Source organism: Rhodococcus cercidiphylli, assembly GCF_033042225.1.
Lineage (GTDB): Bacteria > Actinomycetota > Actinomycetes > Mycobacteriales > Mycobacteriaceae > Rhodococcoides.
In genome coordinates this window covers 365,176-387,738 of the sequence record NZ_JAWLKE010000002.1, presented here as the reverse complement: position 1 = coordinate 387,738, position 22,563 = coordinate 365,176, and the positions used below count along the sequence as shown (strand labels likewise).

Below are 22,563 nucleotides of genomic sequence, written 5' to 3'. Positions count from 1 at the left end.
TACGTGGCGTGAGGTTCTACCGTTGCCTGCATGAACAGCAGCGATTCCAGCACATGGGGCATCGGTGACGTGGCCCGTAGAACCGGCGTCACCGAGCGTACGTTGCGCTACTACGAAGAACTCGGTCTGCTCGCTCCCGACCGAGACGGAGGGGGCAGGCGTCGCTACGACGGGGGTGACCTCGACCGGCTGTACCGGATTCGACTGCTCCGGGAACTGGGCACCCCGCTGGGCGATGTGGATCCGGACGCAGCGGATCTCCTGCACCTGAGTCGGCAGCATCTGGCCGACCTGGACCGGCAGATGGCCGAGCTCGCTCGTGTGCGAGAGCGGGTTCGGGCGGTCGAGGACCGGCTACTGCACGGTGCTCTCCTCGGCGACGACGCGCTGTTGGACCTGCTCTCGGGTCTGTCGACCGAGGAGCCGGCAGTCACCAGACGCACCACGTTGCTGGTCTATCGCGACATCGCAGCTGCGCATTCCTACCTCGTCGACGTGTTCGGACTGGCTCCCGGACCCATCGAATACGACGGCGACAGAGCGGTGCACGGTGAAGTGCATGCCGGTGACGGTGTGGTGTGGCTTCACCGCGAGGCCCCCGAACACCGGATGGTGTCGCCGCTGACAACCGGATCGGTCACGGCATCGCTTGCGATCCTCGTCGACGACGTCGATGCCCACCACGCTCGCGTGGCGGCAACCGGGGCATCGATCGACTACCCGCCCACCGACATGCCCTACGGCGTCCGTGAATACAGCGTGCGCGATCCCGAGGGACATCTGTGGTCGTTCCAGTCGCCACTCCCGGTCTCGGATTCGGTGGTCTGACCCATTCGGACGAATGAACTTCAGTCGTCTGTTTCGGTAAGCCCCAGCTCGATATCGTTCGCAGAACTTCTTATCGACGACGCGGTGCAAATCGGATGGTACTAGTTCGAACTACCGACGCAGAGGTGGAAGTTCGGCGGAGACCGGTGATGGCCGCTCGCTCGAATCCCCGAAGTCACTGGGACGGGTCCAGGCTGATCTGCCGAGGGGCTGCGTCGGACGCAAAGCGAACTGCGCTCATCGAGCATTGAGGAACGACCATGAATACGCCTGCTGGATGGTATCCGGACGCCGAGATTGCCGAACAGCTTCGATGGTGGGACGGACATCAATGGACTTCAGCAGTTCATCCCAACCCATCGAATTCGGCACCGATGGCGGATCTTTCAGATCGGAGTAACGCTTCCGAAACGGACAGAGCCGGACGTAGGAAGTGGCCATGGATTGCAGGTGCGGTCGGTGGCGTCGTAGCGCTCTTCGTCGTCATCGGTGCGTTCGATTCACCCGGTGGGCAGGTCGACGTTGCGGCAAGCGATCAGAGCAGTACGACGCCCTCGCAGTCCGCAGCGGTGCCTGCCCCGACAATCGTGGAGACTTCCCTGGCGCCGGCAGTGCCACCTCCTCCTGTTCGGGTGCAAACCGTCGAGTCGGTGGTGCCGACAACCGCTATCCCTGTTGCCCCTGTCGTTCCTCGAACTACCGAAGCAACTTCGCCTGCGGCCGAAATGACCGGCGGGCAAAGGAACGCCGTGCGAGCGGCTGAGCAATACCTCGACTACTCGGCGTTCTCGCGCTCGGGCCTGATCGAACAATTGGAGTACGAGGACTACTCGACCGAAGACGCTACATTTGCAGTCGACTACGTAGCGCCAGATTGGAACGAGCAGGCCGCCGAGTCCGCTCAGACCTACCTCGATTACACCGCTTTCTCGCGCCAGAGCCTCATCGATCAGTTGATGTACGAAGGGTTCACTGTCGACCAAGCTCAGTTCGGGGTCGACAGCGTCGGCATCTAGCTGGATAGTCAGTCTGTCCGCAGCGCCTCGGTCACTTCGGCCGCGATGGCGGCCTCACGAGGGCATTGGGGTGCAGCGGCACGAGCTGATCCGCGAACAGTAGTGGTTCCACCCACCGCACTCCGACGGGTTGGCATGCATCGTGCCCCTCCGACACCGCGGACATGTCCACGAAGGTCGTGTCGGTGTCGGCCGCTGCCTGGCGAATGGCATCGTTCAGCGTGGCCTGGAGGTTGCGTAGGTATGGAACGTCGCCGAGCGCGACGGGGACCGACGGTTCGCACGTGCTCGCGGCCGGGATGAGCCACGGTTAACCGATGATGATTACCCTCGCCTCGGGCGCACGAGAATGACCGGCGCTGTCATCGACTACGCGCCCACCGACATGCCCTGCGGCGTCCGTGAATACAGCGTGCGCGATCCCGAGGGACATCTGTGGTCGTTCCAGTCGCCGATCGAAGAACAGACGTAGTCATGAACTCGGTCGTTCCTTCGTGGATCCACCGGTGTGCAGCAGAGACGTCGATGCTGTGGCGGCGAGATCGCTGCCTCCCAACAGACGCATGAGCAGCAGGCCGTCGAGCAGTGCCACTGCAGCTGTGGCCTCCATCCGTCGATAGTCCGGACTACCGACGACAAAGCCGCTGAGCCACTCGATCCAGCCCTCCACCAAGAGTGAGGCCACCGACCGGTAGGGCTCCAGTCCTGCAGTGGCTTGTCCGATCGCCTCGAAATACAGGCCGAACAACGGATCGTATTCAGGTTTTGCCACGACCGGCCATGCCGCCGCGACGAGGGAGCGGTGGTCGTTCATCGGCGTCGAGAACGCCGCGGACAGCACGCGCTGCAATCGGTCTCCCACCACCGACAGAACGGACGTCACGAGGTCGTCCTTCGTGGGGAAGTAGTAGACGACCATGCGATCGCTGATCTGCAGACGCGATGCGAGTCGGCCGAAGGTCAAGCGGCTCAGGCCGCCTTCCAGGGCGGCGTCCAATGCGCCGGACAGCATCTCTTCGCGCGAATGTTTGGTTGCCACGCCTTGATTGTAGTGGGCACTACAGGTAGCGTCGGTGTAGTAACCACTACACCATTTGAGGAGACGTTATGCGTTCACAGTCGACCCCGCTGCTCGCACTGTCGGTTCTGCGATCGACTGCCGGATTGGTGTCGTGGGTGAGTCCTGCGCACTCGTGGCGCGCCTTCGGTCTCGGACCCATGCGTGAGCCCGGAAGCGCGGGGGTGGCGACCCGCCTTTTCGGAGTACGCGATCTGGCACTCGGAATGGCCTTGCATCACCCGTCCTCGGAGGTTCGCAAGGCAGCGGTAGCGGCCGGGGTCGGGATCGATGCCCTCGATGTCGCGGCGAGTGTGCTCGGCCGACGTGCGGGTGCGCCTGCCGCGAGTCTGTTCGGAGTTGCGGCCGGTGCCACGCTTTTCGTCGCGCTGGGTGTGACCGTTCTGGCCGACACGGACTCGTGGTGATTGCGCAGGCGACACGTGTTCGATCGACGTCGTGTCGATCCGCGATGATCTAGCTTTGATCGCAAGCGTCGGCTCGGCGCGGTGGACCTCTGGCAGAAGGACGCACTCCCATGACCGATGACACTCTGGCCGACTTCGAGCGAACCGAGTTCACCGCGGACGGGCGGACAGCGCCCGTGTATCGCATCGGAACCGGACCGGCTGTGATCGTGATGTCGGAAATGCCGGGCATCACTCCCAGGGTGGCGGACTTCGCGAGAACCGTCGCCGGAATCGGTTGTACGGCCGTTGTTCCGCACCTGTTCGGAGTCGACGGCAAGGATCCGCTGGCCGCTCCGCTGGGAGCGCTCGGCACCGTTGCCACCATGTCCCGCGCCATGGTGCCGGCGTGCATCAGTCGCGAATTCACCATCCTGGCCACCGGCAAGTCGTCGCGCATCGTGGTGTGGTTGCGGGCTCTGGCGGCGCAGGAGCACGAGCGCTGCGGCGGACCCGGCGTCGGTGCCATCGGAATGTGCTTCACCGGCGGATTCGCTCTCGCTATGGCGGCGGACGACCGTCTGATCGCACCGGTGCTCTCGCAGCCGTCGCTTCCGTTCGCGGCATCGAAGTCTCGCGCCCGATCCATCGATATCACCCCGGGCGATCTCGACAAGGTGAAAAGCCGTTGTGCAGCAGGAGAGCTCACGGTCCTGGGGATGCGCTTCGAGGGCGACAAGATGTGCCCGCCTGCGCGATTCCAATGGCTGCGAGAGCAGCTCGGCGACGCATTCGTCTCGGTGGAACTACCCGATTCCTCCTTCAACCCGGAAGCCTTCGGACCGCCGCATTCCGTTGTCACGGAGGGACTCATCGACGAACCAGGGCAGCCGACACGGCAGGCTTTGGACCAGGTGCTCGACCTGTTCCGCAGTAAGTTGCTCGCAACGCCGTGAAGTCCCTCTTCGCGAACACGATGCGAAGCCGAAGGTCGAATTCACGACCACGGAATGGTGGCCTGCAGAACCGCCTCTTTCAACGCGGCGGTCCGTAACGCCGTCACCGTCTGATATTCGGGATCGGCCACCATCTCGCTGAACGCCTTACGTGACGGGTACTGGACCAGCAGCACTGCATCCCAGGCCTGTCCGTCCTCGGCGGCAAGTGCGGTCGAACCGTCGCCCGCGTACAGCACCGTCGCGCCGTAGCGCGGGAGGAACGTCTCGTCCAGTGCTTTCGCATATTCCGCGTAGGAGTCGCGACCACCCTCGGCGAACCGAAGCAGGTTGAGCATCACCACCGGACCGCCGGGATCTTCTTCGAGGTAGCGCTTCAGGTCTCTTCCGCGGGGATCGACAGCCATTGTTCGAGTATGCGTGAACCGTCGATCCTGTGGAGTGTAAAGCGCTGTCGTCGGTCGAGTCGGTCCACTGCTGGACCCCACGAGACGATGGCTTCGCGCTCAGCGGTAGAACTTGGAGAGCGGGAAACCAGTGACTCCATAGAGGGAAGTGTGTCGTCCATGACCGAAGTCGATAACGTGACAGTATTCGGAACCGGAGTGCTCGGTTCGCAGATCATGATGCAGGCTGCCTACCACGGAAAAACCGTTGTGGGATACGACATTTCCGACGAACTACTTGCCAAGCTGCCGGGTCGCTGGGAATGGATGCGCGGATACTACAAGCGTGACCTGAAGACGTTCGACGAGGAGCGATTCGACGAGGCCATCGAATCCATCACGACCACCACCAGCGTCGCCGAGGCCGTTTCGGACGCCGACCTGGTGATCGAAGCAGTTCCGGAGGATCTCGACCTCAAGAAGAAGGTCTGGTCGGATATCGGCGCGTCCGCTCCGCCGAAAACTATCTTCGTGACCAACTCGTCGTCGCTACTGCCCAGCAGTTTCGCCGAGGCCACCGGGCGGCCGGAAAAGTTTCTTGCATTGCACTTCGCCAATCTCGTGTGGCGGTACAACACCGGTGAGGTGATGGCAACTGCTGCAACAGATCCTGTCTACTTCGATGTCGTATTGAGCTTTGCGTCGGAGATCGGTCTCGTTCCCGTTCCGGTCCGTAAGGAAATTCCGGGATACGTGCTGAACAGTCTTCTGATCCCGCTTCTGCAAGCAGGAGCCAACCTTTACGTCGGCGGGGTTGCCAATCCGGCGGACATCGACAACGTGTGGCGCATAGCCACCGGGGCACCCGCCGGTCCGTTCCAGATATACGACACTGTCGGCTTCAACGTCGCTGCACATATCGCGCGCGCACACGGTGGCGAGGATCAGGTCAAATTTGCCGACATACTGCAAAAGGGTATCGACGCGGGAAAGACCGGTCTCGGGGACGCTGAAGGCTTCTACACGTACGACTCCGACGGCCGGCGACTCGATGCTGTCGAGTCGTGGAACATCAACTGAATCGCTCGACCACCGTCCCATTCAGGTGACGAGACCGCGTATGGGTTCATGCATGGGTGTCCGGGTTTTCGATGTGCCCGGCATTGCCGAAGATCGGATCACCCGAGTTGCCGCAGTTGAATCGCAGTGTCCAACGCGAGGCGATGCCACGCAGATCGGGGATCTCGGCCGGTCAGTTCCTGGGCTCGGCGCAGTCGGTAGCGCAGAGTCTGCGGGTGTACCTGTAGTCGGGTGGCGGCAGCCGTTGCCGTACCGGTGGCGATGAAGGCCGAAAGGCCTTGCAGAATATGTTCGTTCGCCGCCTCGGCCAGCGGACCGAGCACGCTACGTACCACCTCGCTCGTGTCCGCGGTGGGGCGCGCGGTCAGCAGTGCCAGCAGCTGACCGTCACCCTGATCGAGCAGTGCCCGGTCGTCGAACGCGTGATCCGGTGCAGTATCCAGAGCCTCCGATGCGAGTCGCCACGAACTGCTGATACCGGCAATGGTGGATCTCTCCACTAGGCATCCGCGCAGCATCAGATCTCGACACGCGAGGTCCGCCTCGGCGCGGTGGATCGATGGTGGCAACAGCACGATCGCGCGTTGCTCGCGCCGAGTGCACAAGTGGCTCCGCTGACCCGACGGTGCGGTGCGGTCCGGCGGAACGAGTCCTACTGCGAGGACCAGCGATTCGACGGTGTCGTCGGACATGGGTCGGCCCGGATCTGTCGATTGCACCACAAGCAGATTCGGGTGCGTGGGCAGCTTCAGGTCGAGTTCGCGAGAACGATCCGACACCGTCCCGGGCGAGTTGTGTCTGGCAGCCAGCAGGTCGTCGAGCAGCGCGGCATGCGCCTGCGCACGGTTGGATGTGAGCTGTTCGCGCGCAATGACGTACGCGCCGATGATTTCCTCGGAGATTGCGTCGATGGCGTCGAGCACGCCGAGGCCGAGTTCGGCAATGTCCGGTGGTTCGAGTACATCGAGATACTCGGTTGTCACGTGCCGAACGAACACGCTCGACGCGACTCGATACGCACGCAGCACATCGGCCAGCGGGCGCCCGTCCGCTGCGCGCGCGGCACCTATCGCGCGGAATCTACTGTGGTCACGGTCGTCGATCGTCCGATCGCCATGCGCCCACAGGGCCATCAACCGCCTCAGCGACCAATATGCGATGGCCTCGACATCGGCCAACTGCGCACCCTGCAGTGATCGGTAGACCGGGATCGCGTCGCGAATCGCGTGTACTGCGGATGCGACGACGGGACCCAGCTCCGATTCGATCTTCGCGACTACGGCGACCCGCGCTGGGTACATCGACCTACCTCCCCACTCTTTGTCAATATCTGACAAATCCTATAGTCATTTGAGGCGGTTTCCTTGAGATCCGGCACCGACGACAGCACAGTGGGGCAATGGACGCAGACGTGATCGTGGTGGGTGCAGGCCTGGCCGGACTGGTGGCGACCGCCGAACTGGCCGACGCCGGAAAGCGGGTGCTGCTCCTCGACCAGGAGCCCGCGCAGAACCTGGGCGGCCAAGCGTTCTGGTCATTGGGCGGTCTGTTCATGGTCGACACCCCGGAGCAGCGACGCATGGGCATCAAGGATTCCGCGGAGCTTGCGTGGCAGGACTGGCTCGGAACCGCGACCTTCGACCGCGGCATCGACGATCCCGCGGGCGAGGATTACTGGGGCCATCGGTGGGCGCGCGCGTACCTCGATTTCGCGGCGGGGGAGAAACGGTCCTGGCTGCACGCGCAGGGCGTGCGGTGGGTTCCCATCGTCGGGTGGGCCGAACGTGGTGGCCACCTCGCCGAGGGCCACGGCAATTCGGTTCCGCGGTTCCATCTGACCTGGGGTACCGGTCCAGGGGTCGTTGCGCCGTTCGAGCGACGCGTACGTGAGGCCGCTGACAAAGGGTTGGTGCGCTTCGGTTTTCGTCACCGCGTCGACGAGTTCATCGTCAGTGCCGGCACAGTCGAGGGAGTCCGCGGCGCACTTCTCGAACCCAGTGCCGCGGAGCGAGGTTCGGCCAGTAGCCGCGTCGAGGTGGGTGAGTTCGAGTTGCGTGCCGGGGCCGTGCTCGTCACTGCGGGCGGCATCGGAGCCAACCACGACCTGGTGCGGGAGAACTGGCCGGCACGGCTGGGAACGGCTCCGAAGTCCCTGATCTCGGGAGTCCCCGAACACGTCGACGGCCGCATGCTCGGCATCACCGAGAAAGTCGGTGGCCGTCTGGTCAACAAAGACCGCATGTGGCATTACACCGAAGGCATCAAGAACTGGAATCCGATCTGGAAGAACCACGGAATCAGAATCATTCCCGGCCCGTCGTCCATGTGGTTCGACGCGCGTGGGCGACGGTTCCCGGTTCCGAACTTTCCGGGGTTCGATACTCTCGGCACGTTGAAAGCCATTCAGGACAGTGGATTCGAGTACTCCTGGTTCGTTCTGACGCAGAAGATCATCGAGAAGGAGTTTGCACTCTCGGGATCGGAGCAGAACCCGGACATCACCGGAAAGAACCTCAAGCTCGTTCTCGGCCGGGTGTTGCCCGGTGCCAGCGAACCGGTGGAGGCGTTCAAGAAGAACGGAGAGGATTTCGTCGTCGCCGACACCCTCGCCCAACTCGTCCAGGGAATGAACAGGGTCTCCGGCGAGGATCTGATCGACCTCGCCGATCTGAAGCGGCAGATCGAGGCCCGCGACCGTGAGGTCGACAACCCGTTCACCAAGGACCTGCAGATCTCCGCGATCCACAATTCGCGTCGATCGCGCGGAGAGCGCATCGCGCGTACCGCCTCACCGCACAAGATTCTCGATCCCAAATCGGGTCCGTTGATCGCCGTGCGGTTGAACATCATCACGCGAAAAACATTGGGCGGCATTCAAACCGACCTGCAGGGCCGTGTCCTCGACGGCGACGGACAGGCGATAGACGGATTGTGGGCGGCAGGTGAGATCGCCGGGTTCGGTGGCGGCGGTGTGCACGGGTACCGCTCGTTGGAGGGAACGTTCCTGGGTGGGTGCATCTTCGGCGGCCGGCAGGCCGGACGCGCGCTCGCTGCGCAAGCGTGACAGTGGCGCGGAGTCGAATGCGATGCACCGAGTACCGCGATTTCGCTCGGTGAGCGAACTCGCGGCTCCGGCGTCGATTGCTACGAGTCGGCCTCGGGCCGGGGTACCTCGAAGGCGAGCAGTGCGACGTCGTCCTGCAGGCCGTCCCCGAAGGATGCCAACAGTGACGTGAGATCGTCGACGATCTTCGGTGCAGTGGTCGCACCCTTTCTCGCAGCGAAGGATTCGAGGCCACCGTCGTCGTCGAAGCGCGTCCGCCCTGGTCCGACGATCGCTTCGGTCAATCCGTCGGTGTAGAACGCCATGACGTCGCCGGGGCGCAGGGTCACCGATGCCGATGCGAAGTGCGGCTCGGCCAACGCCCCGACCAACTGGCCACCTGTGGTGTCGACGAAGTCGACGACGGCGTCGTGCGTGATACGCAGTGCCGGCGGATGTCCGCCGCTGGCGAGGTCAACCTTTGCGCCGTCCGGTCCCGGAGTGATGGTGCCGAAAACCACCGTGCAGAAACGTGGGTCGTCTCCGTGGAACTCGTGGTGCAGAACGGTATTGAGGTTTTCGAGCACCGAGATCGGGTTGCGGTCGAACACTGCGGCGGCGCGGAGGGTGTACCGGGTCAGTGACGTCACGGCGGCGGCTCCCGCACCCTTACCGCTCACGTCACCGAGGAAGAATCCCCACGTCTGCTTGTCGAGCGGAAACACGTCGTAGAAGTCGCCACCGACCTCGTCGATGGATGCGGGGTGATAGTGCGCTGCCACGTTCATGCCCGTCGGAGCCGACAGGATCGGCGGCAGCAGAGTGCGTTGCAGCGTCGACGCCAGAATCTGCACCTGGGTTCTCTCCGCCTCGGCCTGCTTGCGTGCTTCTTCCGAGGCCCCCAATGCGTCCTGTGATCTGTCCAGTGCGGCCTCGGCATCGTCCTGGGCGGCCTCCGCGTTGTCGCGGGCGTCGACCAGATCCTTCTCGCGCACATGGCGTTCGGTTTCGTTGTGCAGCGTCATCGTCACCGTCACGGCCCCTTCGGCCGTGCGCAGACTGTTGGCCAGGATCGACACGGCTATCGCGGCGCGTGGGTCGGACGCGACGGTCAACTTCGCGTTCGCTCCGACCGGCGAGTCCGATTCCGATGTCGACACAACATTCATCAGGGCCGCCAGGATCGGCTCGAACTCGACTGTGAACAGGTCGCTGACGGACATTCCGACGAGCGTCTCGCGGCTGCGCGCGGTGATCCGAGCGGCGGCCACGTTGGCGTAGAGGATTCGCGAAGTGGCGACGTCGACCGAGAACACGCCGCACGGTGCAGTGTCGAGTAGATCAGCAGCCGTGGCAGACATGGGGACTCCCTTCGGTCATGACGAGCGGGTGGCGGGTTTCGAGTGGTCGGTTGTGATCGGATCGGTCCACACAGCAGTGACCACTGTGCCGAAACCGGGTCGATGGTCGACCAGGAGGTCGTCGGCCACCGCGGCTGCGAGTTGCAGGCCGTGACTTCGATTGGTCGTCGGCGTCGGTGGACGCCACGTCCCGGTGTCGGAGATCGTCACCGTCAGCGTCCGGTGTTCGTAGGCGGCGGTGATCGTCATCGTCCCTGGCTCGGGCACCGAGTGATAGGCGTGTTCGACCACGTTTGCCAGTGCCTCGTAGACCCCGAGGACGATGTCGTCGACAAGATCACTACTCACGCCGAGTTCGAGAGTCCAGTGATGCAACCGGCGCCGAAGTACGGTCGCCACGGCGGGCTCGGCCGGGGCGGTGTGGCTCCAACGACTGGGAGCGAGACTGCTCTCGGTCATCGTCGTCGCCCGATTCGGTATCGGTCGGTCATCGGTCGACCTCCGCGTCGAGAACAGCCGACCGAACGTGGGCAACCGCGTCGGGCACGGTCGTGAAGGTCGCCATCACTCGATCGATTCCGCTGAGCTGCACCGGACGAACCACGACTCCGTCGACCGCTACCAGAGCCATGCGTGAGGCATCGGGTAGCCGATCGCACACTCGCACCAGCACAGTGATCGCGCTCGACGACAGGAAGCTGACGTCGGTCAGATCGACGACGAGACCTCCTGCTGCACTGTCGGCCGCGGGAAACGCGGTGGCGGACAGTTCTGGGATGGTGTCGAGATCCAACTCGCCTCGAACGGTGAGTACGGTGGCCGAGTCGTGCTCGGCTGCCACGATCTCGAACGGTCCTCCGGTCGGCTCCTCTGACATAACTTGGACGTTACCTGTTGTCGAGTCGGATTCACGACCGAAACGTGTCGACGAACAGGTCAGCTGCGCCCAGTACTTCCAGGACCATGCGGACCGAGCGTGCAGGCGCGAATACGGCGATCTTGCCCGGATGTACAAAGGTGAAATCGATGATCGCGTTGGCGACGCCGGAGTACATGAACGAGACCTCCGACAAGTCGACCGTCACCTGCACGGACGCCGATGCCAGGCGGTCGAGGCTGTGCACGAACTCGGCCCGGGTGGACATGTCCAGTTCGCCGAACGCGCGCAGCGTGTTGTGGCGGTCCGGTCGCACGACGGTCTCGAGTCGGAACACGCCTTCGTCGTCGCGAAGGGAGCGTTCCATGGTTGCGGTGCTGGTCAACATGTCTTTACCTCTTCCCCGAAGCGCTCGGACCGGTCGGTCTTCCCGCACGGTGCACGACGCTGAGTTGTTGTGCTTTCAACAATGTCAGTGTCCGATTTCGGTAGACCTCGTCCGAGGTCTCGAACCGGTAACGAAAGATCTCGCTTCGATAACGGCGTCACCGGGTCAACATGTCGATGAGTGAACCGGTGACTTTCTTCTTCACCCAGCCGGTGACACCTCGCTGGCCGAGCGCTGCCCGGGCGGCATTGAGCCCGGCTGCTCCGTGCACTCCGCCACCGGGGTGCGCCGATGCCGAGCCCAGGAACAGACCCTCCACCGGCGTCTCCGACCGACCCAGACCCGGTGTCGGTCGAAATATCAACTGCTGCTGCAGCTGTGCGGTTCCGCCGTTCACCGCACCACCGTGCAGATTCGCGTCGGCACCGTACAGATCGCTCGGTCGCTGTACGACCCGCCCGACGATCGAATCGAGAAACCCCGGTGCGTGGGCGTCGAGGACTTCGTCCACCCGATCCGCCACGGTGTCGGCGGCCGCGTCGTCGACGACGCCTCTCGGCAGATGCGTGTAGGCCCAAGCGCTTTCGGTGCCCTCCGGTGATCTGCTCCGATCGGCAGTGGTCATCTGACCGAACAGCATGAACGGACTCGCGGGAAGGACTCCGGTCGTGAGATCGGCTGCCCAATGCACGAGACCGTTGTCGTCCGCACCGAGATGAACGGTGCCGGCATCGGCCAGAGACGGTGAATTCCAAGGGATTCTACGATCGAGCGCGTAGTTCACCTTGACCACAGGGGTGTCCCACTCGAAGGTGCGCAAGTCGTCGTGCACACGGCGCGGCACGGCGTCGTACGGAAGCAGTGAACCGTAGAGCGCCGGTGCGGACACGTCGGCCACGATCGCTCGGCGCGCCCGAAACGTGTCGCCGGCCGCGGTGTGCACTGCCCGAGCTCGACCGCCGCGCACCTCGATGTGCTCGACCGCCTGACCGCACTCCAGCACCGCACCCGATGCGGCGCCACGCCGAATCAACGCCGACGTCAGCGCAGAGGATCCGCCCACGGGGGTCGGAAACCCGACGTCCTGGGCCAGCATCGTGAGCAGCCAGCCCATCATCCCGCTCACGGGGGCGTCGGTCGGGACGTCACCGTGCATGGCGTTTCCCAGCAGGAGGCAGCGAGCGGCCTCGCTGTGGAAGAGTTCGTGAGCCATCACGCGGGCGGGGAGGGCGGCGAATCGTGCGAAGCGCAGCGTCTCGGGTACGCCCAAGGCGTGGACGAGGCGAGCCGCGGGGACGACGGGTGGAAACGGTCCGAACAGCGAGTTCATGAAGGGCTCGCGAATGCGCTCCCACTGCTCGAAGAGTCGCAACCAGGTGCGGCCGTCCCGCGCGTCGTGTTCCGACAGCCGCGCGGCGGTGATCTCGACATCGTGGTGGACGACCGGAGCGTCGGTGTCCTGCGGTGATCGCGCATGGCCGTACACCGCGGGGGAGTGCGCCCACTGCAGCCCGTGGCTTTCCAGCTCGAGTGCCTTCATGGCAGGCGAGGCGAGCGCCAGCGGGTAGAACGCGCTGAAGAGGTCGCTGGTGAAACCGGGAACGAGCTCGGCGCTGCGCACAGCGCCGCCGGGATGTTCGGCGGCCTCGAGGACCACGACGTCCCAGCCGGCGTCTGCCATCGCTGCCGCCGCGACCAAGCCGTTGTGGCCACTGCCGATCACGATCGCGTCTACTTCGGTCGTGGTCATCGGGATGTACTCCTCTGCTCGGTCTTCGTCCTGCCGGTCAGCACGGTACCGACGAAGTACAGCGCTACGCCTACCGCAAGAAGCAGTCCGGCGCGGAGCCACGTTGCTCCCGACTGCTGGGTCAGCAGTACGGCACAGGTGATCAGCGCCAGGACGGGAAGTGCTGTGGGCGTTCGGAAATGGTCGGTCTCTGCCCGATCTCGGCGTAGTACGAGCACGGCGACGTTGGTGCTGACGAAGACGAACAGCAGCAGGAGCACCACGGTTTCGGCCAGTGCCGCAACAGAACCGGTGGTGGCCAGGACCATCGCGACAGCTGTGGTGGCGACGATGGCGGTCCACGGTGTCTTGCGACCCGGCAGAACCTCGGCGAGCACTCCGGGGAGCAGACCGTCGCGCGCCATCCCGAACGTCAGCCGCTATGCCATGATCATCGTCAGCAACGCGCCGTTGGCGACAGCGACGAGTGCGATCAGACCGAAAACCGACGGCGGAATGCCGGCATCCGCTGCAGCGACGACCTCGAGCAGTGGACCGGTGGACTGCGACAGTGTGTCGGCAGGTACGACCGTCGACACAGCAAGCCCGACGAGCACGTACACCACACCGGCCACGGTGACGGCACCGAGGAGGGCTCGTGGGTAGACCCGGCGCACGTCCTCGACTTCCTCGGCGATGTTCGCGGACGTCTCGAAACCCACGAACGAATAGAAGGCCAGCAGAGCCGCGCCGAGAACCGCCAAGGTCGGTGTCGTCTCGTCGGTGAATTCGAGGACGCGAGAGGGCACACCGTCGCCGCGGCTCAACACCAGTCCGGCAAGGGCGATGACGACGACCAGCCCGGACACCTCGACCACCGTCATCACGAGATTGGCGCGGAGAGACTCGGTGATGCCGCGCGCGTTGAGCAACCCGATCAACAGCAGGAAGACCACTGCAGCGGGTACGGCAGGCACGTCGAGGAACACGCCCAGATAGTCACCCGAAAAGGCGAGTGCCAGCCCGGCCGCACTGGTGACACCCGCGGCGAGCATCGAGAATCCGACGAGGAACGACACCATCGGTTTGCCGTACGCCTGTTGCGCGAAAACCGCTGCGCCGCCCGCTCTCGGATACTTGGTGACCAACTCTGCGTACGACGCCGCGGTCAGCAGCGCCATCAGCAGCGCGACGAGCATGGGGAGCCAGATCGCTCCGCCGACCTCACCTGCGATCTCACCGACGAGAGCATAGATTCCGGCACCGAGCACATCGCCGAGAATGAACACGAACAGCATCTTTCCCGAAACTGCTTGTCGCAGTGGGGTCTTGGTCACGGTGCAGTGGACCGCTCGGCCAGGAGTGCAAGCCTGCGCAGCGCCTCGGCGTTGCGTGGATGCGCCAGAAGATGTTGGACCCGGTCGGGGACCAGATCGAAGGGTGCCGTGATTGCGTGCTCGATGATTTCGATGCGGCAGCCCGAGGCGAGAGGATGCAGTCGCACTGTTATCGAGGCCTTTCCGAACGGCAGTGCACGGGCTTCGAGCACAAGTTCTCGACCGGCATGGAGTCCCACCGACCGCGTGACGTCACTGAGTACCGCAGGCCACGCACCCACCGAGTGATGAATGGAGCTGCCGACTGCGGGCCAGTTGCCATCGACCGCGCGGATGCGGGACGCGCCGACGACCCAGGTCGCATAGCTCCATCCGTTCGCCAGGACGTTCCAGACGTCCTCGCAGGTGGCTGACGTATTTCTGCTGGTGGGCACGATTCGGCCTCCGAAACTCTCGTCGTTGTGCGTGATTGCACGATCTCCGATCGTGCTCCGCTACTCCTGGGCTCGAAGTCGATGTACTGCGCGGTGTCGTCGGTTGCTCGAGGAGACGCACCGACTTCGACGTATGCCCCGAAACCTCCGGACCCAATCCCGTGGCGACCACTCGCGTCGGTGCCGATCTGCGATTGTCATACTGAGGCCATGTCGACAATCGCCTATGTCATCGCTGGTTCGGAAGCCACCGGCGGAGCCGGTCTGCAAGCAGATCTCAAGACATTCGAGCGGCTCGGGGTCTACGGAGTCGGCACGATCACGTGCATCGTCTCGTTCGATCCGAAGGCGGGCTGGGGGCACCGATTCGTGCCCATCGACAGCACGGTCATCGCCGATCAGATCGAAGTGGCCACTGCCGCACACGATCTCGATGTCGTCAAGATCGGCATGCTCGGCACCCCCGTCACCGTGGACACGGTAGCGGCGTCGCTGCGCCTGCAGCCGTGGCGGCACGTGGTCGTCGATCCGGTCCTGATCTGCAAGGGCCAGGAGCCGGGTGCCGCACTCGACACCGACAATGCCCTGCGGCGCGAGATCCTTCCGTTGGCCACCGTGATCACCCCCAATCTGTTCGAGGCGCAGACCTTGTCCGGAATGGACGCCATCGACACCGTCGACGATCTGGGTGAGGCCGCCAAGAGAATCGCCGATCTCGGGCCTCGTTTCGTGGTGGTCAAGGGTGGCACAGGTCTGCCCGGCGACGAGGCCGTCGACGTCGTCTACGACGGGTCCGAACTGACCGTGCTGCGAGCCCCCAAGGTGGGCGAAGAGCGCGTGTCGGGTGCCGGCTGCGTGTTCGCCGCAGCCATCACCGCGGAGCTCGCGAAGGGCGCAGGCGTGCTCGACGCCGTCGCGACGGCCAAGGATTTCGCGCACGCCGGCATCGTCGGCCGACTCGCCAGCCACGCTCCGTTCGCGGCAGTGAGTTGGCACGACTGATCGTCCGATCCGACCTCAGGTTTACCGCCGGTGACTAGCGGGCAGCCGATACGAACCGCTTGTCTCGAATGGGACGAACGGTCCGTATCCGGAGAGGATCCACATGGCAGACGAGAACACGAGCGAATCCGACGCCGGGGCAACCGACGACGATCGGACGACGCGCGGGCACGCGGGTGAGGCAATCGTCGACACACGCAACTGGCCCGGGTACATCTGTATCGGAGTGGCATTGGTGAGTCTCGGTCTCACTCTCACCGCGGCAGGTTACGGATTCACCGGGTGGGTGTGGATCGGGGCCGTTGCCGCGCCGGTGCTACTCGTCGCCGGGATTGCTCTGGTCCTCCTGGAGCGCAAGCGTGTCAAGGCCAAGGAAGGCAAATCCCTCACCGACCCGGCGGGTCATTGACCGAGCCCGCGGCCGACGGATCCTGGAAGTCGCCGGGCCGAGGTCTCGGTACGGCGCTCGCTGATATCGCTCGCACGATCGGATCACCTGTACCCATCGAATCCGTGCGCGTGACCGGGGCGAGTGACGATTCCCGGATGGTCCGCCCCGGAGACCTGTACTTGGCGTTTCCGGGCTCTCACGGCCACGGGTCGAACCACGAACTCGAGGCGTACGAGCGCGGAGCGGTGGCCGTCCTGTCCGACAGGCCGTCGACCGTGCTGCCGACCGTCGTCGTCGACGACCCGCGCCGAAGCGCAGGCGCGGTCTGCGCACTGATCCACGATTTCCCCGCGGACGCCATGGACGTCTACGGGGTGACCGGAACCAATGGAAAGACCAGCACTGCACTGCTGCTCGCTGCGGGGCTAGAGGCCTCGGGCGAGACGGTCGGCACGATGACCGGCATCGGATTGGCCGGGCCGGCGACGTGGTCACCCACTGCGCGAACGACACCCGAGGCTGCGACGGTCCAGCGCACGCTCGGCCGCTTTCGAGACGAGGGCGCAACGGCTGTCGCGCTGGAGGTGTCCTCTCATGCAGTGTCCGAACACCGCATCGACGGTATGCGCTTCTCTGCGGTCGGGTTCACCAATCTCGGTCCCGACCACCTCGACTATCACGGCAGCATGGACAGATACTTCGCCGCCAAAGCGGAGTTGTTCGCAGCCCACCGAACAGCAGCCGCGGCGGTGGGTATCGACGACGTGTACGGAAGAAGGTTGGCCCAGCTCGTGGACGTTCCGTGCTGGAGGTGGTCGGTACTCGACATCCGTGCGGAGGTGTTCGGAGAGCACATCGAATGCACCGGCGTCGATACAACGATGACTGTCCGAACAACTACGGGTTCGATCGACGTTCGACTGCCCCTGCTCGGTCCGCACCAGGCCGGTAACGCGCTTGCTGCGCTTGCCACAGCACTGGCCGCAGGCAAGGATCTCGCGGTGGTCGCCGCAGGATTGGAGAGCGTTCGATCCGTTCCCGGACGGCTCGAGAAGGTCGATGCCGGGCAGCCGTTTCTGGCATTGGTGGACTACATGCACAACACCGCGGGACAACGCCGATTGTTGCCGTTCGTACGGACTTTGGTGACCGGTCGGGTGATCGTGGTCGTCGGGGCAACGGGTGAACGCGATCCGGGCAAACGCTTCCCGCTGGGAGCTACCGCAGCCGAACTTGCCGACGTGGTGATCGTCAGCGACGAAAGTCCGCTGTCCGAGGATGCCGACACCATCCGAGCTGCGGTGGCGGAAGGTGCGCGAGCTGCACGGTCGGCGTCGGTCGTCGTCGAGCCGGACCGTCGTACTGCGCTCGCGCTCGCAGTGAAGATGGCCGAACCCGACGATGTGGTCGTGGTCGCGGGCCGCGGCTGCGACACCGAGCAGGCCTACGGTCGAGACATCGTCGAATTCGACGATCGGGTCGTGCTCCGAGAAGTGCTGAAGGACCTCCGCCGAGAAACCGGCGACCGGCTCTAGCGACCGACGCTGCGGGACTTGCGGTCCTGCTTGCCCTGGGACTTGTCGGCGCGCTTCTGCGCGAATCTGCCGGCCGATTTCAGGCCCCTGGACACGAAGTTGTCGTTCCCTGTTCGCTTTTCGAGGCTCTGACCGGCGAAGGCCAGCAGTCGGGCGAGGATGGGTAGCCCGATCGCGACGATCAGGTAGCGGTACAGGTATTTACGGGCAAGCAGGGGAAGCATCGGGCATTCCTTCTCGGGTCGAAGTCGGTCAGCGGACTGCGCGTCGAACCTTGAGCGCTGCGGTCGCGGTCAGCGTGATGACGGCACCGACGACGGCTGCGCCGAGCAGGGAGACACCCTGACCGAGGTCGAAGTTCCAACCCAGGAAGTTGATCGTGGTGTGCACGGTGTTCTGCAGCACGAAGATCACCAGCGCTGCGACCAGGACGAGCGTGATCAGGAGGGCGAACTTCGAGGCGAATCCGCCGCGACGCTTGGGGGCCTTGGTCGTGTCTGTCGATGTGGTCATGAGGGGCATCCGTTCTCTGGTGTGAGGAAAGGTGGGAGTGAAAGGCGAGTGCCGCCGATCATCGAGATCGGCGGCACTCGATGCGATGGGGGTGGTTACTTGAAGGTGTCCTTGATGTTCTCGCCGACCTTCTTCACGCCTGCCGAACCCTGGTCCTTCTTGCCCTCGGCCTCGAGGTCCTTGTTGTCGGTTGCGTCGCCCACAACCTCCTTGGCCTTGCCGATGGCGTCTTCTGCAGCGTTCTTGGCCTTGTCGATGAAGCTCATGGTGTTGCCCTTTCAGGTGGCTGTGATTGTTGGTAACGGATACTTAGTCGGTTTCCGCCCCTGAAAGCAAACGCCGCTGTGATGTAGCTCATATCGCCGCAGTGTTCGCTCGGAGCATCAGGTGAGAGAGACCAGCTCGGTGATGTCGTCCTGAGGCAGCTCGCCGTCGACGACAGCGGTCACGACCGAACTGTTCAGGGTGATCGCACCCTTGTGGTTGTCCAGGAATGCGGTGTCGGCAGCATCGCGACCGACCGAGATTCGCACCAGCGTCGAGCGAGGGGCGAGGCAGGTGGCATCGACAACACGCCACTGGCCGCCCACGAACGCCTCGGCGACGGCGTGGAAGTCCATCGGATCGCAGCCGGGTGCGTACACCGCCACCAGCCGAGCCGGAACGTTGACCGCACGCAGCATGGCGACCACGAGGTGCGAGTAGTCCCGGCAGACACCCTGTCCGGCGAGCAATGTGTCGACGGCTCCGTCGATCGGATCGCTGCTTCCCGGAACGTAATTCAGACGTGCGCCCACCCATGCGGAGATCTTCGCCAGCAGTTCCTCGGAGTCCGCGTAGTCGCCGAATTCGGTTGCGGCGAACCCGTAGAACTTGTCGGCCTCGGCGTACCGGCTCGGCCGGAGATAGAGCGACATGTCGTAGTCGGTGACCGGAGCCGGGGTGGTGTTGCCCAGAATGGTGGCGTCGTACGAGACCTGCAGATTGCCGACGTCGGCAGGCATGACGTGGATCCGGTTGCCGTGCGGTCCGCTCACTTCCTTGGCCTCGATGGGGTTACCGTCGAGGACGAAGGACAGTGACTCGGTGACCGTCGTACCTGGGTGCGGTGCGACTGCGATCTGGAATTCGAGCGTGGTGGCTGCGGTGATGTCTACATCGAGGCGCGCGGATACGTCGCGTTTGAGCATGGGAACTCCTGGCAGGTGGGGTGGGTGAACCTGCTGCCAGTACCCACGTTCACCGAAGCCAAACGCCGCTGCTCAGCAGGTGCTCAACGCCACCCCAGGGCGGGAGCGACGTCGCGCAGCAGTGTCTCGAGCAAGTGAGCGCAGTAGTCGACGCCCAGTTGGTTGGGGACGGTGAGCAGCAGAGTGTCTGCGGCAGCGATCGCTTCGTCGGTGGCCAGTTCCTCGATCAGCCGGTCGGGCTCGCCCGCGTAGGTCTTGCCGAACCGTGCTTTGCCGCCGTCGAGGTAGCCGACTTGGTCGTCGCCGGTGCCCTCTCGGCCGAAGTAGGCCCGATCGAGATCGCTGACGATCGGAAAGATGCTGCGGCTCACGGACGTTCGCGGTGCGAAATCGTGGCCTGCATCGCTCCACGTCTTGTGGAATCGTTCGATCTGCTCGGCCTGCAGTTGATGGAACGGCACACCGGTGTCTTCGCTCAGCAGTGTCGAGCTCATCAGGTTCATACCCTGGCGCGCGGTCCACTCGGCGGTCTCGCGAGTTCCGGCACCCCACCAGATGCGCTGACGCAATCCGGGGGAGTGCGGTTCGAGGCGCAGCAGTCCGGGTGGGTTGGGAAACATCGGTCGTGGATTGGGCTGCGCGAAGCCCTTGCCTTCCAGGAGGTCGAGGTAGATGCGGGTGTGCTCACGCGCCATATCGGCATGATCCGAACCGTCGGCGGGTGCGTAGCCGAAGTAGCGGTAACCCTCGATGACCTGCTCGGGCGATCCCCGACTGATGCCGAGTTGCAACCGTCCGCCGGAGATGAGGTCGGCAGAGCCCGAGTCCTCGGCCATGTAGAACGGGTTCTCGTACCGCATGTCGATGACGCCGGTGCCGATCTCGATGGTGCTCGTCTTGGCGCCCACGGCAGCGAGCAGGGGGAACGGCGACGCGAGTTGATTGGCGAAGTGATGGACGCGGTAGTACGCGCCGTCGGCGCCGAGTTCTTCGGCTGCGACCGCGAGGTCGATGGACTGCAGCAGCACGTCCGACGCAGACCGTGTCTGCGACTGTGGGGATGCCGACCAATGTCCGAAGGACAAGAATCCGATCTTCTTCATCACGCGCTCTTTCGTTGAAGGATCAACTAAGTTCACTGTACTGCAGCGTGTGTCGAGGTGGATTCATTCCCGGCTCCGGCTAGGCGCCGATTCCGGCGGTCAAGAGCTTCGCCAATTCCAGATAGGCGTCGCCGTCGCTCAATCCCGTCAGGCGAAACACCTCACGCGTCTGGATGCGCACCATGACCGAGGAGGCGACATCGCCGACGAATGCGGCGTGCACGTCTCGTACTTCACCGCTGGCGACGCCCTCGCTGATCAACTCCTGAACACGCCGAGCGGCGATCGCGGTATTGCGTTCGTACACCGAACGAGCGGATTCGAGAGATGCCAGATCGGTCATGAACTGCTCGGACGCCGATTCCAGGGCCGCGCCGACGGCGGTGAGATACGTGGTGATGCGGTTGCGGGTGCCGTCCACCTCGGCGACCGCGTTCTCGACCTGGGTGGTCATGGACTTGAAGTAGTGCACTGTGGCGCCGCCGACGAGTTGATCCTTGCTCGACGCCAGTGTGTACAGCGTGGACTTGGAGCATCGGAGGCGGGCCGCGATGGTGTCGAGCGTCAGGTGGGCGAAGCCCTCTGCCAGAAACAGGCTCACGAGCTGGTCGAAGAGCTCGGAACGGCGTGCCGTGGCATGCGAGGTCACGGGTGCGTTCACATCAGGGATGGTACTGCATCGCCTTGTGCAGTACTGTGCATCAGTACTGCGGATCATCCGGCAGTACTGATCCGAACTTCCCGGAGGTTTTTCACGTGCCCGTCGATCGTCTGTTGCCCACTGCCGAAGCGCGCGACCTCATCGCGCTGACCCGCGACGTGGCAGACAAGGTGCTCGACCCGATCGTCGACGATCACGAGCGGCGTGAGGCGTACCCGGACCATGTGTTCGCCACCCTGGGTGAGGCAGGACTGCTGAGCCTGCCGTACGCGGAGGAATGGGGCGGTGGTGGCCAACCGTACGAGGTCTACCTCCAGGTCCTCGAAGAACTGGCGTCGCGCTGGGCGGCAGTGGCCGTTGCAGTGAGCGTGCACGGTCTGGCCTGCTACCCCGTGATGGCCTTCGGTACCGACCAACAGAAAGCCGACAAGCTTCCCGACATGCTCGGAGGGGCTCAGATCGGTGCCTACTCGTTGTCCGAGGCGCAGGCCGGTTCGGACGCTGCCGCACTCAGTTGCAAGGCCACCCCGACCGAGGGCGGCTACACGGTGAACGGTTCGAAGGCGTGGATCACGCACGGTGGAGTGGCCGACTTCTACAACCTGTTCGCCCGAACAAGCGAAGGATCCAAGGGGATCTCGTGCTTCCTCGTTCCGGACGGAACCGACGGCCTGAGCTTCGGTAGGCCCGAGGAGAAGATGGGGCTGCACGCCGTCCCGACGACCTCGGCGCACTACGACAACGTCCACGTCCCCACCGAGTGGCGAATCGGTGCGGAGGGGCAGGGGCTGCAGATCGCCTTCAGCGCGCTCGACGCCGGACGGCTCGGAATCGCCGCTGTAGCAGTGGGAATCGCCCAGGCGGCACTCGACGACGCGGTGAAGTACGCCCAGGAGCGTACGGCGTTCGGCAAGAAGATCATCGACCACCAGGGCCTCGGTTTCGTATTGGCGGACATGGCGGCCGCAGTGGACTCCGCCCGCGCCACCTACCTCGACGCCGCCCGTCGGCGTGACGCCGGACTTCCTTACTCGCGCAACGCTTCCGTGGCAAAGCTGATCGCCACCGATGCGGCCATGAAGGTGACCACCGACGCGGTGCAGGTCTTCGGCGGCTACGGCTACACCCGCGACTTCCGCGTCGAGCGATACATGCGCGACGCCAAGATCACCCAGATCTTCGAGGGCACCAACCAGATTCAGCGTCTGGTGATCGCCCGATCGCTCGCAACCAGCTGACACCAGAATCCACTCGACACGCCCGAACAAG

Annotated in this window: 26 protein-coding genes and 2 pseudogenes; 12 read left to right on the top strand and 16 right to left on the bottom strand. The window is 64.2% G+C overall.

Features of this window, described 5'->3' with window-relative positions; translation table 11 throughout:
- Nucleotides 1-30: 30 nt before the first annotated feature.
- From R3P95_RS05425 to R3P95_RS05405, 4 genes and pseudogenes are all read left to right on the top strand, one after another.
- The gene (locus tag R3P95_RS05425) at nt 31-828 is read left to right on the top strand and encodes a MerR family transcriptional regulator (protein WP_317547540.1); all 798 of its coding nucleotides are present in this window, start codon (nt 31-33) and stop codon (nt 826-828) included.
- A 260-nt stretch (nt 829-1,088) separates the two neighbouring features.
- Nucleotides 1,089-1,184, top strand: a pseudogene (locus R3P95_RS05420) (DUF2510 domain-containing protein); the annotation flags it as partial.
- A gap of 393 nt (nt 1,185-1,577) precedes the next feature.
- Complete coding sequence (locus R3P95_RS05415) at nt 1,578-1,844, top strand: Ltp family lipoprotein (RefSeq protein ID WP_317547804.1); 267 nt, start codon at nt 1,578-1,580, stop codon at nt 1,842-1,844.
- Nucleotides 1,845-2,193: 349 nt separating this feature from the next.
- Nucleotides 2,194-2,316, top strand: a complete 123-nt coding sequence (locus R3P95_RS05405) for a VOC family protein (protein WP_317547539.1) — start codon at nt 2,194-2,196, stop codon at nt 2,314-2,316.
- Here R3P95_RS05405 and R3P95_RS05400 read toward each other — a convergent pair whose 3' ends face one another.
- Nucleotides 2,317-2,883, bottom strand: coding sequence for a TetR/AcrR family transcriptional regulator (locus R3P95_RS05400; protein WP_317547538.1), 567 nt, complete (start codon nt 2,881-2,883; stop codon nt 2,317-2,319).
- A 68-nt stretch (nt 2,884-2,951) separates the two neighbouring features.
- Here R3P95_RS05400 and R3P95_RS05395 point away from each other — a divergent pair, with 68 nt between their 5' ends.
- On the top strand, nt 2,952-3,329 hold the full coding sequence (locus tag R3P95_RS05395; protein WP_317547537.1) for a hypothetical protein: 378 nt from the start codon (nt 2,952-2,954) through the stop codon (nt 3,327-3,329).
- A gap of 110 nt (nt 3,330-3,439) precedes the next feature.
- Entirely contained in the window at nt 3,440-4,264 is an 825-nt protein-coding gene (locus R3P95_RS05390) for a dienelactone hydrolase family protein (RefSeq protein ID WP_317547536.1), read from the top strand.
- A gap of 41 nt (nt 4,265-4,305) precedes the next feature.
- Here R3P95_RS05390 and R3P95_RS05385 read toward each other — a convergent pair whose 3' ends face one another.
- Nucleotides 4,306-4,671 (bottom strand): DUF1330 domain-containing protein, encoded by a 366-nt coding sequence (locus tag R3P95_RS05385; RefSeq protein WP_027496177.1) that lies wholly within the window; start codon nt 4,669-4,671, stop codon nt 4,306-4,308.
- A gap of 159 nt (nt 4,672-4,830) precedes the next feature.
- Between R3P95_RS05385 and R3P95_RS05380 the strand changes: the two genes are divergently transcribed.
- On the top strand, nt 4,831-5,730 hold the full coding sequence (locus R3P95_RS05380; protein WP_317547533.1) for a 3-hydroxyacyl-CoA dehydrogenase: 900 nt from the start codon (nt 4,831-4,833) through the stop codon (nt 5,728-5,730).
- Nucleotides 5,731-5,828: 98 nt separating this feature from the next.
- Here the strand turns inward: R3P95_RS05380 and R3P95_RS05375 are convergent, their stop codons facing one another.
- Nucleotides 5,829-7,031 carry a helix-turn-helix domain-containing protein gene (locus R3P95_RS05375; protein WP_317547532.1) on the bottom strand — a complete coding sequence of 401 codons (1,203 nt, stop codon included), beginning with the start codon at nt 7,029-7,031 and terminating at the stop codon, nt 5,829-5,831.
- 98 nt (nt 7,032-7,129) lie between these two features.
- Here R3P95_RS05375 and R3P95_RS05370 point away from each other — a divergent pair, with 98 nt between their 5' ends.
- Entirely contained in the window at nt 7,130-8,794 is a 1,665-nt protein-coding gene (locus tag R3P95_RS05370; RefSeq protein ID WP_317547530.1) for an FAD-binding dehydrogenase, read from the top strand.
- Nucleotides 8,795-8,874: 80 nt separating this feature from the next.
- Here R3P95_RS05370 and R3P95_RS05365 read toward each other — a convergent pair whose 3' ends face one another.
- From R3P95_RS05365 to R3P95_RS05335, 7 genes and pseudogenes are all read right to left on the bottom strand, one after another.
- Entirely contained in the window at nt 8,875-10,134 is a 1,260-nt protein-coding gene (locus tag R3P95_RS05365) for a PP2C family protein-serine/threonine phosphatase (protein ID WP_317547529.1), read from the bottom strand.
- Between the two features lie 15 nt (nt 10,135-10,149).
- Complete coding sequence (locus R3P95_RS05360) at nt 10,150-10,593, bottom strand: ATP-binding protein (RefSeq protein WP_149405241.1); 444 nt, start codon at nt 10,591-10,593, stop codon at nt 10,150-10,152.
- 28 nt (nt 10,594-10,621) lie between these two features.
- Complete coding sequence (locus R3P95_RS05355) at nt 10,622-11,011, bottom strand: anti-sigma factor antagonist (protein WP_149405242.1); 390 nt, start codon at nt 11,009-11,011, stop codon at nt 10,622-10,624.
- 31 nt (nt 11,012-11,042) lie between these two features.
- Complete coding sequence (locus R3P95_RS05350) at nt 11,043-11,399, bottom strand: STAS domain-containing protein (protein ID WP_317547526.1); 357 nt, start codon at nt 11,397-11,399, stop codon at nt 11,043-11,045.
- Between the two features lie 157 nt (nt 11,400-11,556).
- Nucleotides 11,557-13,149, bottom strand: coding sequence for a phytoene desaturase family protein (locus R3P95_RS05345; protein WP_317547524.1), 1,593 nt, complete (start codon nt 13,147-13,149; stop codon nt 11,557-11,559).
- A pseudogene (locus R3P95_RS05340) lies at nt 13,146-14,465 on the bottom strand (APC family permease). Before R3P95_RS05340 ends, R3P95_RS05345 begins: the two are co-directional and overlap by 4 nt.
- A complete protein-coding gene (locus R3P95_RS05335) occupies nt 14,462-14,899 on the bottom strand; it encodes an SRPBCC family protein (RefSeq protein ID WP_149405246.1) in 438 nt (145 codons plus the stop codon). The pseudogene R3P95_RS05340 and the gene R3P95_RS05335 overlap by 4 nt, the downstream one beginning before the upstream one ends.
- 210 nt (nt 14,900-15,109) lie before the next feature.
- Here R3P95_RS05335 and thiD point away from each other — a divergent pair, with 210 nt between their 5' ends.
- The 3 genes from thiD (at nt 15,110) to R3P95_RS05320 (ending at nt 17,827) form a co-directional block, all read left to right on the top strand.
- Nucleotides 15,110-15,901 (top strand): bifunctional hydroxymethylpyrimidine kinase/phosphomethylpyrimidine kinase, encoded by a 792-nt coding sequence (thiD, locus tag R3P95_RS05330; RefSeq protein ID WP_317547522.1) that lies wholly within the window; start codon nt 15,110-15,112, stop codon nt 15,899-15,901.
- 103 nt (nt 15,902-16,004) lie between these two features.
- Nucleotides 16,005-16,310 (top strand): hypothetical protein, encoded by a 306-nt coding sequence (locus R3P95_RS05325; RefSeq protein ID WP_300520305.1) that lies wholly within the window; start codon nt 16,005-16,007, stop codon nt 16,308-16,310.
- The gene (locus R3P95_RS05320) at nt 16,307-17,827 is read left to right on the top strand and encodes a Mur ligase family protein (protein WP_317547521.1); all 1,521 of its coding nucleotides are present in this window, start codon (nt 16,307-16,309) and stop codon (nt 17,825-17,827) included. Before R3P95_RS05325 ends, R3P95_RS05320 begins: the two co-directional genes overlap by 4 nt.
- Here the strand turns inward: R3P95_RS05320 and R3P95_RS05315 are convergent.
- The 6 genes from R3P95_RS05315 to R3P95_RS05290 all read right to left on the bottom strand — a co-directional run bounded on the left by R3P95_RS05315 (nt 17,824) and on the right by R3P95_RS05290 (nt 21,294).
- Nucleotides 17,824-18,051 (bottom strand): hypothetical protein, encoded by a 228-nt coding sequence (locus R3P95_RS05315; RefSeq protein ID WP_149405249.1) that lies wholly within the window; start codon nt 18,049-18,051, stop codon nt 17,824-17,826. The genes R3P95_RS05320 and R3P95_RS05315 overlap by 4 nt on opposite strands.
- Before the next feature lie 28 nt (nt 18,052-18,079).
- Nucleotides 18,080-18,340, bottom strand: coding sequence for a lipopolysaccharide assembly protein LapA domain-containing protein (locus tag R3P95_RS05310; protein ID WP_068046905.1), 261 nt, complete (start codon nt 18,338-18,340; stop codon nt 18,080-18,082).
- A gap of 95 nt (nt 18,341-18,435) precedes the next feature.
- Nucleotides 18,436-18,606, bottom strand: a complete 171-nt coding sequence (locus R3P95_RS05305; protein WP_008718579.1) for a CsbD family protein — start codon at nt 18,604-18,606, stop codon at nt 18,436-18,438.
- 117 nt (nt 18,607-18,723) lie between these two features.
- Nucleotides 18,724-19,530 carry a transglutaminase-like domain-containing protein gene (locus R3P95_RS05300; protein ID WP_068283468.1) on the bottom strand — a complete coding sequence of 269 codons (807 nt, stop codon included), beginning with the start codon at nt 19,528-19,530 and terminating at the stop codon, nt 18,724-18,726.
- Nucleotides 19,531-19,613: 83 nt separating this feature from the next.
- Nucleotides 19,614-20,633 (bottom strand): LLM class flavin-dependent oxidoreductase, encoded by a 1,020-nt coding sequence (locus tag R3P95_RS05295; protein WP_317532151.1) that lies wholly within the window; start codon nt 20,631-20,633, stop codon nt 19,614-19,616.
- A 79-nt stretch (nt 20,634-20,712) separates the two neighbouring features.
- Nucleotides 20,713-21,294, bottom strand: a complete 582-nt coding sequence (locus R3P95_RS05290) for a TetR/AcrR family transcriptional regulator (RefSeq protein WP_230074079.1) — start codon at nt 21,292-21,294, stop codon at nt 20,713-20,715.
- 95 nt (nt 21,295-21,389) lie between these two features.
- Here R3P95_RS05290 and R3P95_RS05285 point away from each other — a divergent pair, with 95 nt between their 5' ends.
- On the top strand, nt 21,390-22,532 hold the full coding sequence (locus R3P95_RS05285; protein WP_317547519.1) for an acyl-CoA dehydrogenase family protein: 1,143 nt from the start codon (nt 21,390-21,392) through the stop codon (nt 22,530-22,532).
- Nucleotides 22,533-22,563 lie beyond the last annotated feature (31 nt).

Excerpts from the sequence above, each read along its gene's own strand:
- R3P95_RS05425 (WP_317547540.1), top strand. The coding sequence starts at position 31 with ATGAACAGCAGCGATTCCAGCACATGGGGCATCGGTGACGTGGCCCGT.
- R3P95_RS05405 (WP_317547539.1), top strand. The coding sequence starts at position 2,194 with ATGACCGGCGCTGTCATCGACTACGCGCCCACCGACATGCCCTGCGGC.
- R3P95_RS05395 (WP_317547537.1), top strand. The coding sequence starts at position 2,952 with ATGCGTTCACAGTCGACCCCGCTGCTCGCACTGTCGGTTCTGCGATCG.
- R3P95_RS05390 (WP_317547536.1), top strand. The coding sequence starts at position 3,440 with ATGACCGATGACACTCTGGCCGACTTCGAGCGAACCGAGTTCACCGCG.
- R3P95_RS05385 (WP_027496177.1), bottom strand. The coding sequence starts at position 4,671 with ATGGCTGTCGATCCCCGCGGAAGAGACCTGAAGCGCTACCTCGAAGAA.
- R3P95_RS05380 (WP_317547533.1), top strand. The coding sequence starts at position 4,831 with ATGACCGAAGTCGATAACGTGACAGTATTCGGAACCGGAGTGCTCGGT.
- R3P95_RS05375 (WP_317547532.1), bottom strand. The coding sequence starts at position 7,031 with ATGTACCCAGCGCGGGTCGCCGTAGTCGCGAAGATCGAATCGGAGCTG.
- R3P95_RS05370 (WP_317547530.1), top strand. The coding sequence starts at position 7,130 with ATGGACGCAGACGTGATCGTGGTGGGTGCAGGCCTGGCCGGACTGGTG.
- R3P95_RS05365 (WP_317547529.1), bottom strand. The coding sequence starts at position 10,134 with ATGTCTGCCACGGCTGCTGATCTACTCGACACTGCACCGTGCGGCGTG.
- R3P95_RS05360 (WP_149405241.1), bottom strand. The coding sequence starts at position 10,593 with ATGACCGAGAGCAGTCTCGCTCCCAGTCGTTGGAGCCACACCGCCCCG.
- R3P95_RS05355 (WP_149405242.1), bottom strand. The coding sequence starts at position 11,011 with ATGTCAGAGGAGCCGACCGGAGGACCGTTCGAGATCGTGGCAGCCGAG.
- R3P95_RS05350 (WP_317547526.1), bottom strand. The coding sequence starts at position 11,399 with ATGTTGACCAGCACCGCAACCATGGAACGCTCCCTTCGCGACGACGAA.
- R3P95_RS05345 (WP_317547524.1), bottom strand. The coding sequence starts at position 13,149 with ATGACCACGACCGAAGTAGACGCGATCGTGATCGGCAGTGGCCACAAC.
- thiD (WP_317547522.1), top strand. The coding sequence starts at position 15,110 with ATGTCGACAATCGCCTATGTCATCGCTGGTTCGGAAGCCACCGGCGGA.
- R3P95_RS05325 (WP_300520305.1), top strand. The coding sequence starts at position 16,005 with ATGGCAGACGAGAACACGAGCGAATCCGACGCCGGGGCAACCGACGAC.
- R3P95_RS05315 (WP_149405249.1), bottom strand. The coding sequence starts at position 18,051 with ATGCTTCCCCTGCTTGCCCGTAAATACCTGTACCGCTACCTGATCGTC.
- R3P95_RS05310 (WP_068046905.1), bottom strand. The coding sequence starts at position 18,340 with ATGACCACATCGACAGACACGACCAAGGCCCCCAAGCGTCGCGGCGGA.
- R3P95_RS05305 (WP_008718579.1), bottom strand. The coding sequence starts at position 18,606 with ATGAGCTTCATCGACAAGGCCAAGAACGCTGCAGAAGACGCCATCGGC.
- R3P95_RS05300 (WP_068283468.1), bottom strand. The coding sequence starts at position 19,530 with ATGCTCAAACGCGACGTATCCGCGCGCCTCGATGTAGACATCACCGCA.
- R3P95_RS05295 (WP_317532151.1), bottom strand. The coding sequence starts at position 20,633 with ATGAAGAAGATCGGATTCTTGTCCTTCGGACATTGGTCGGCATCCCCA.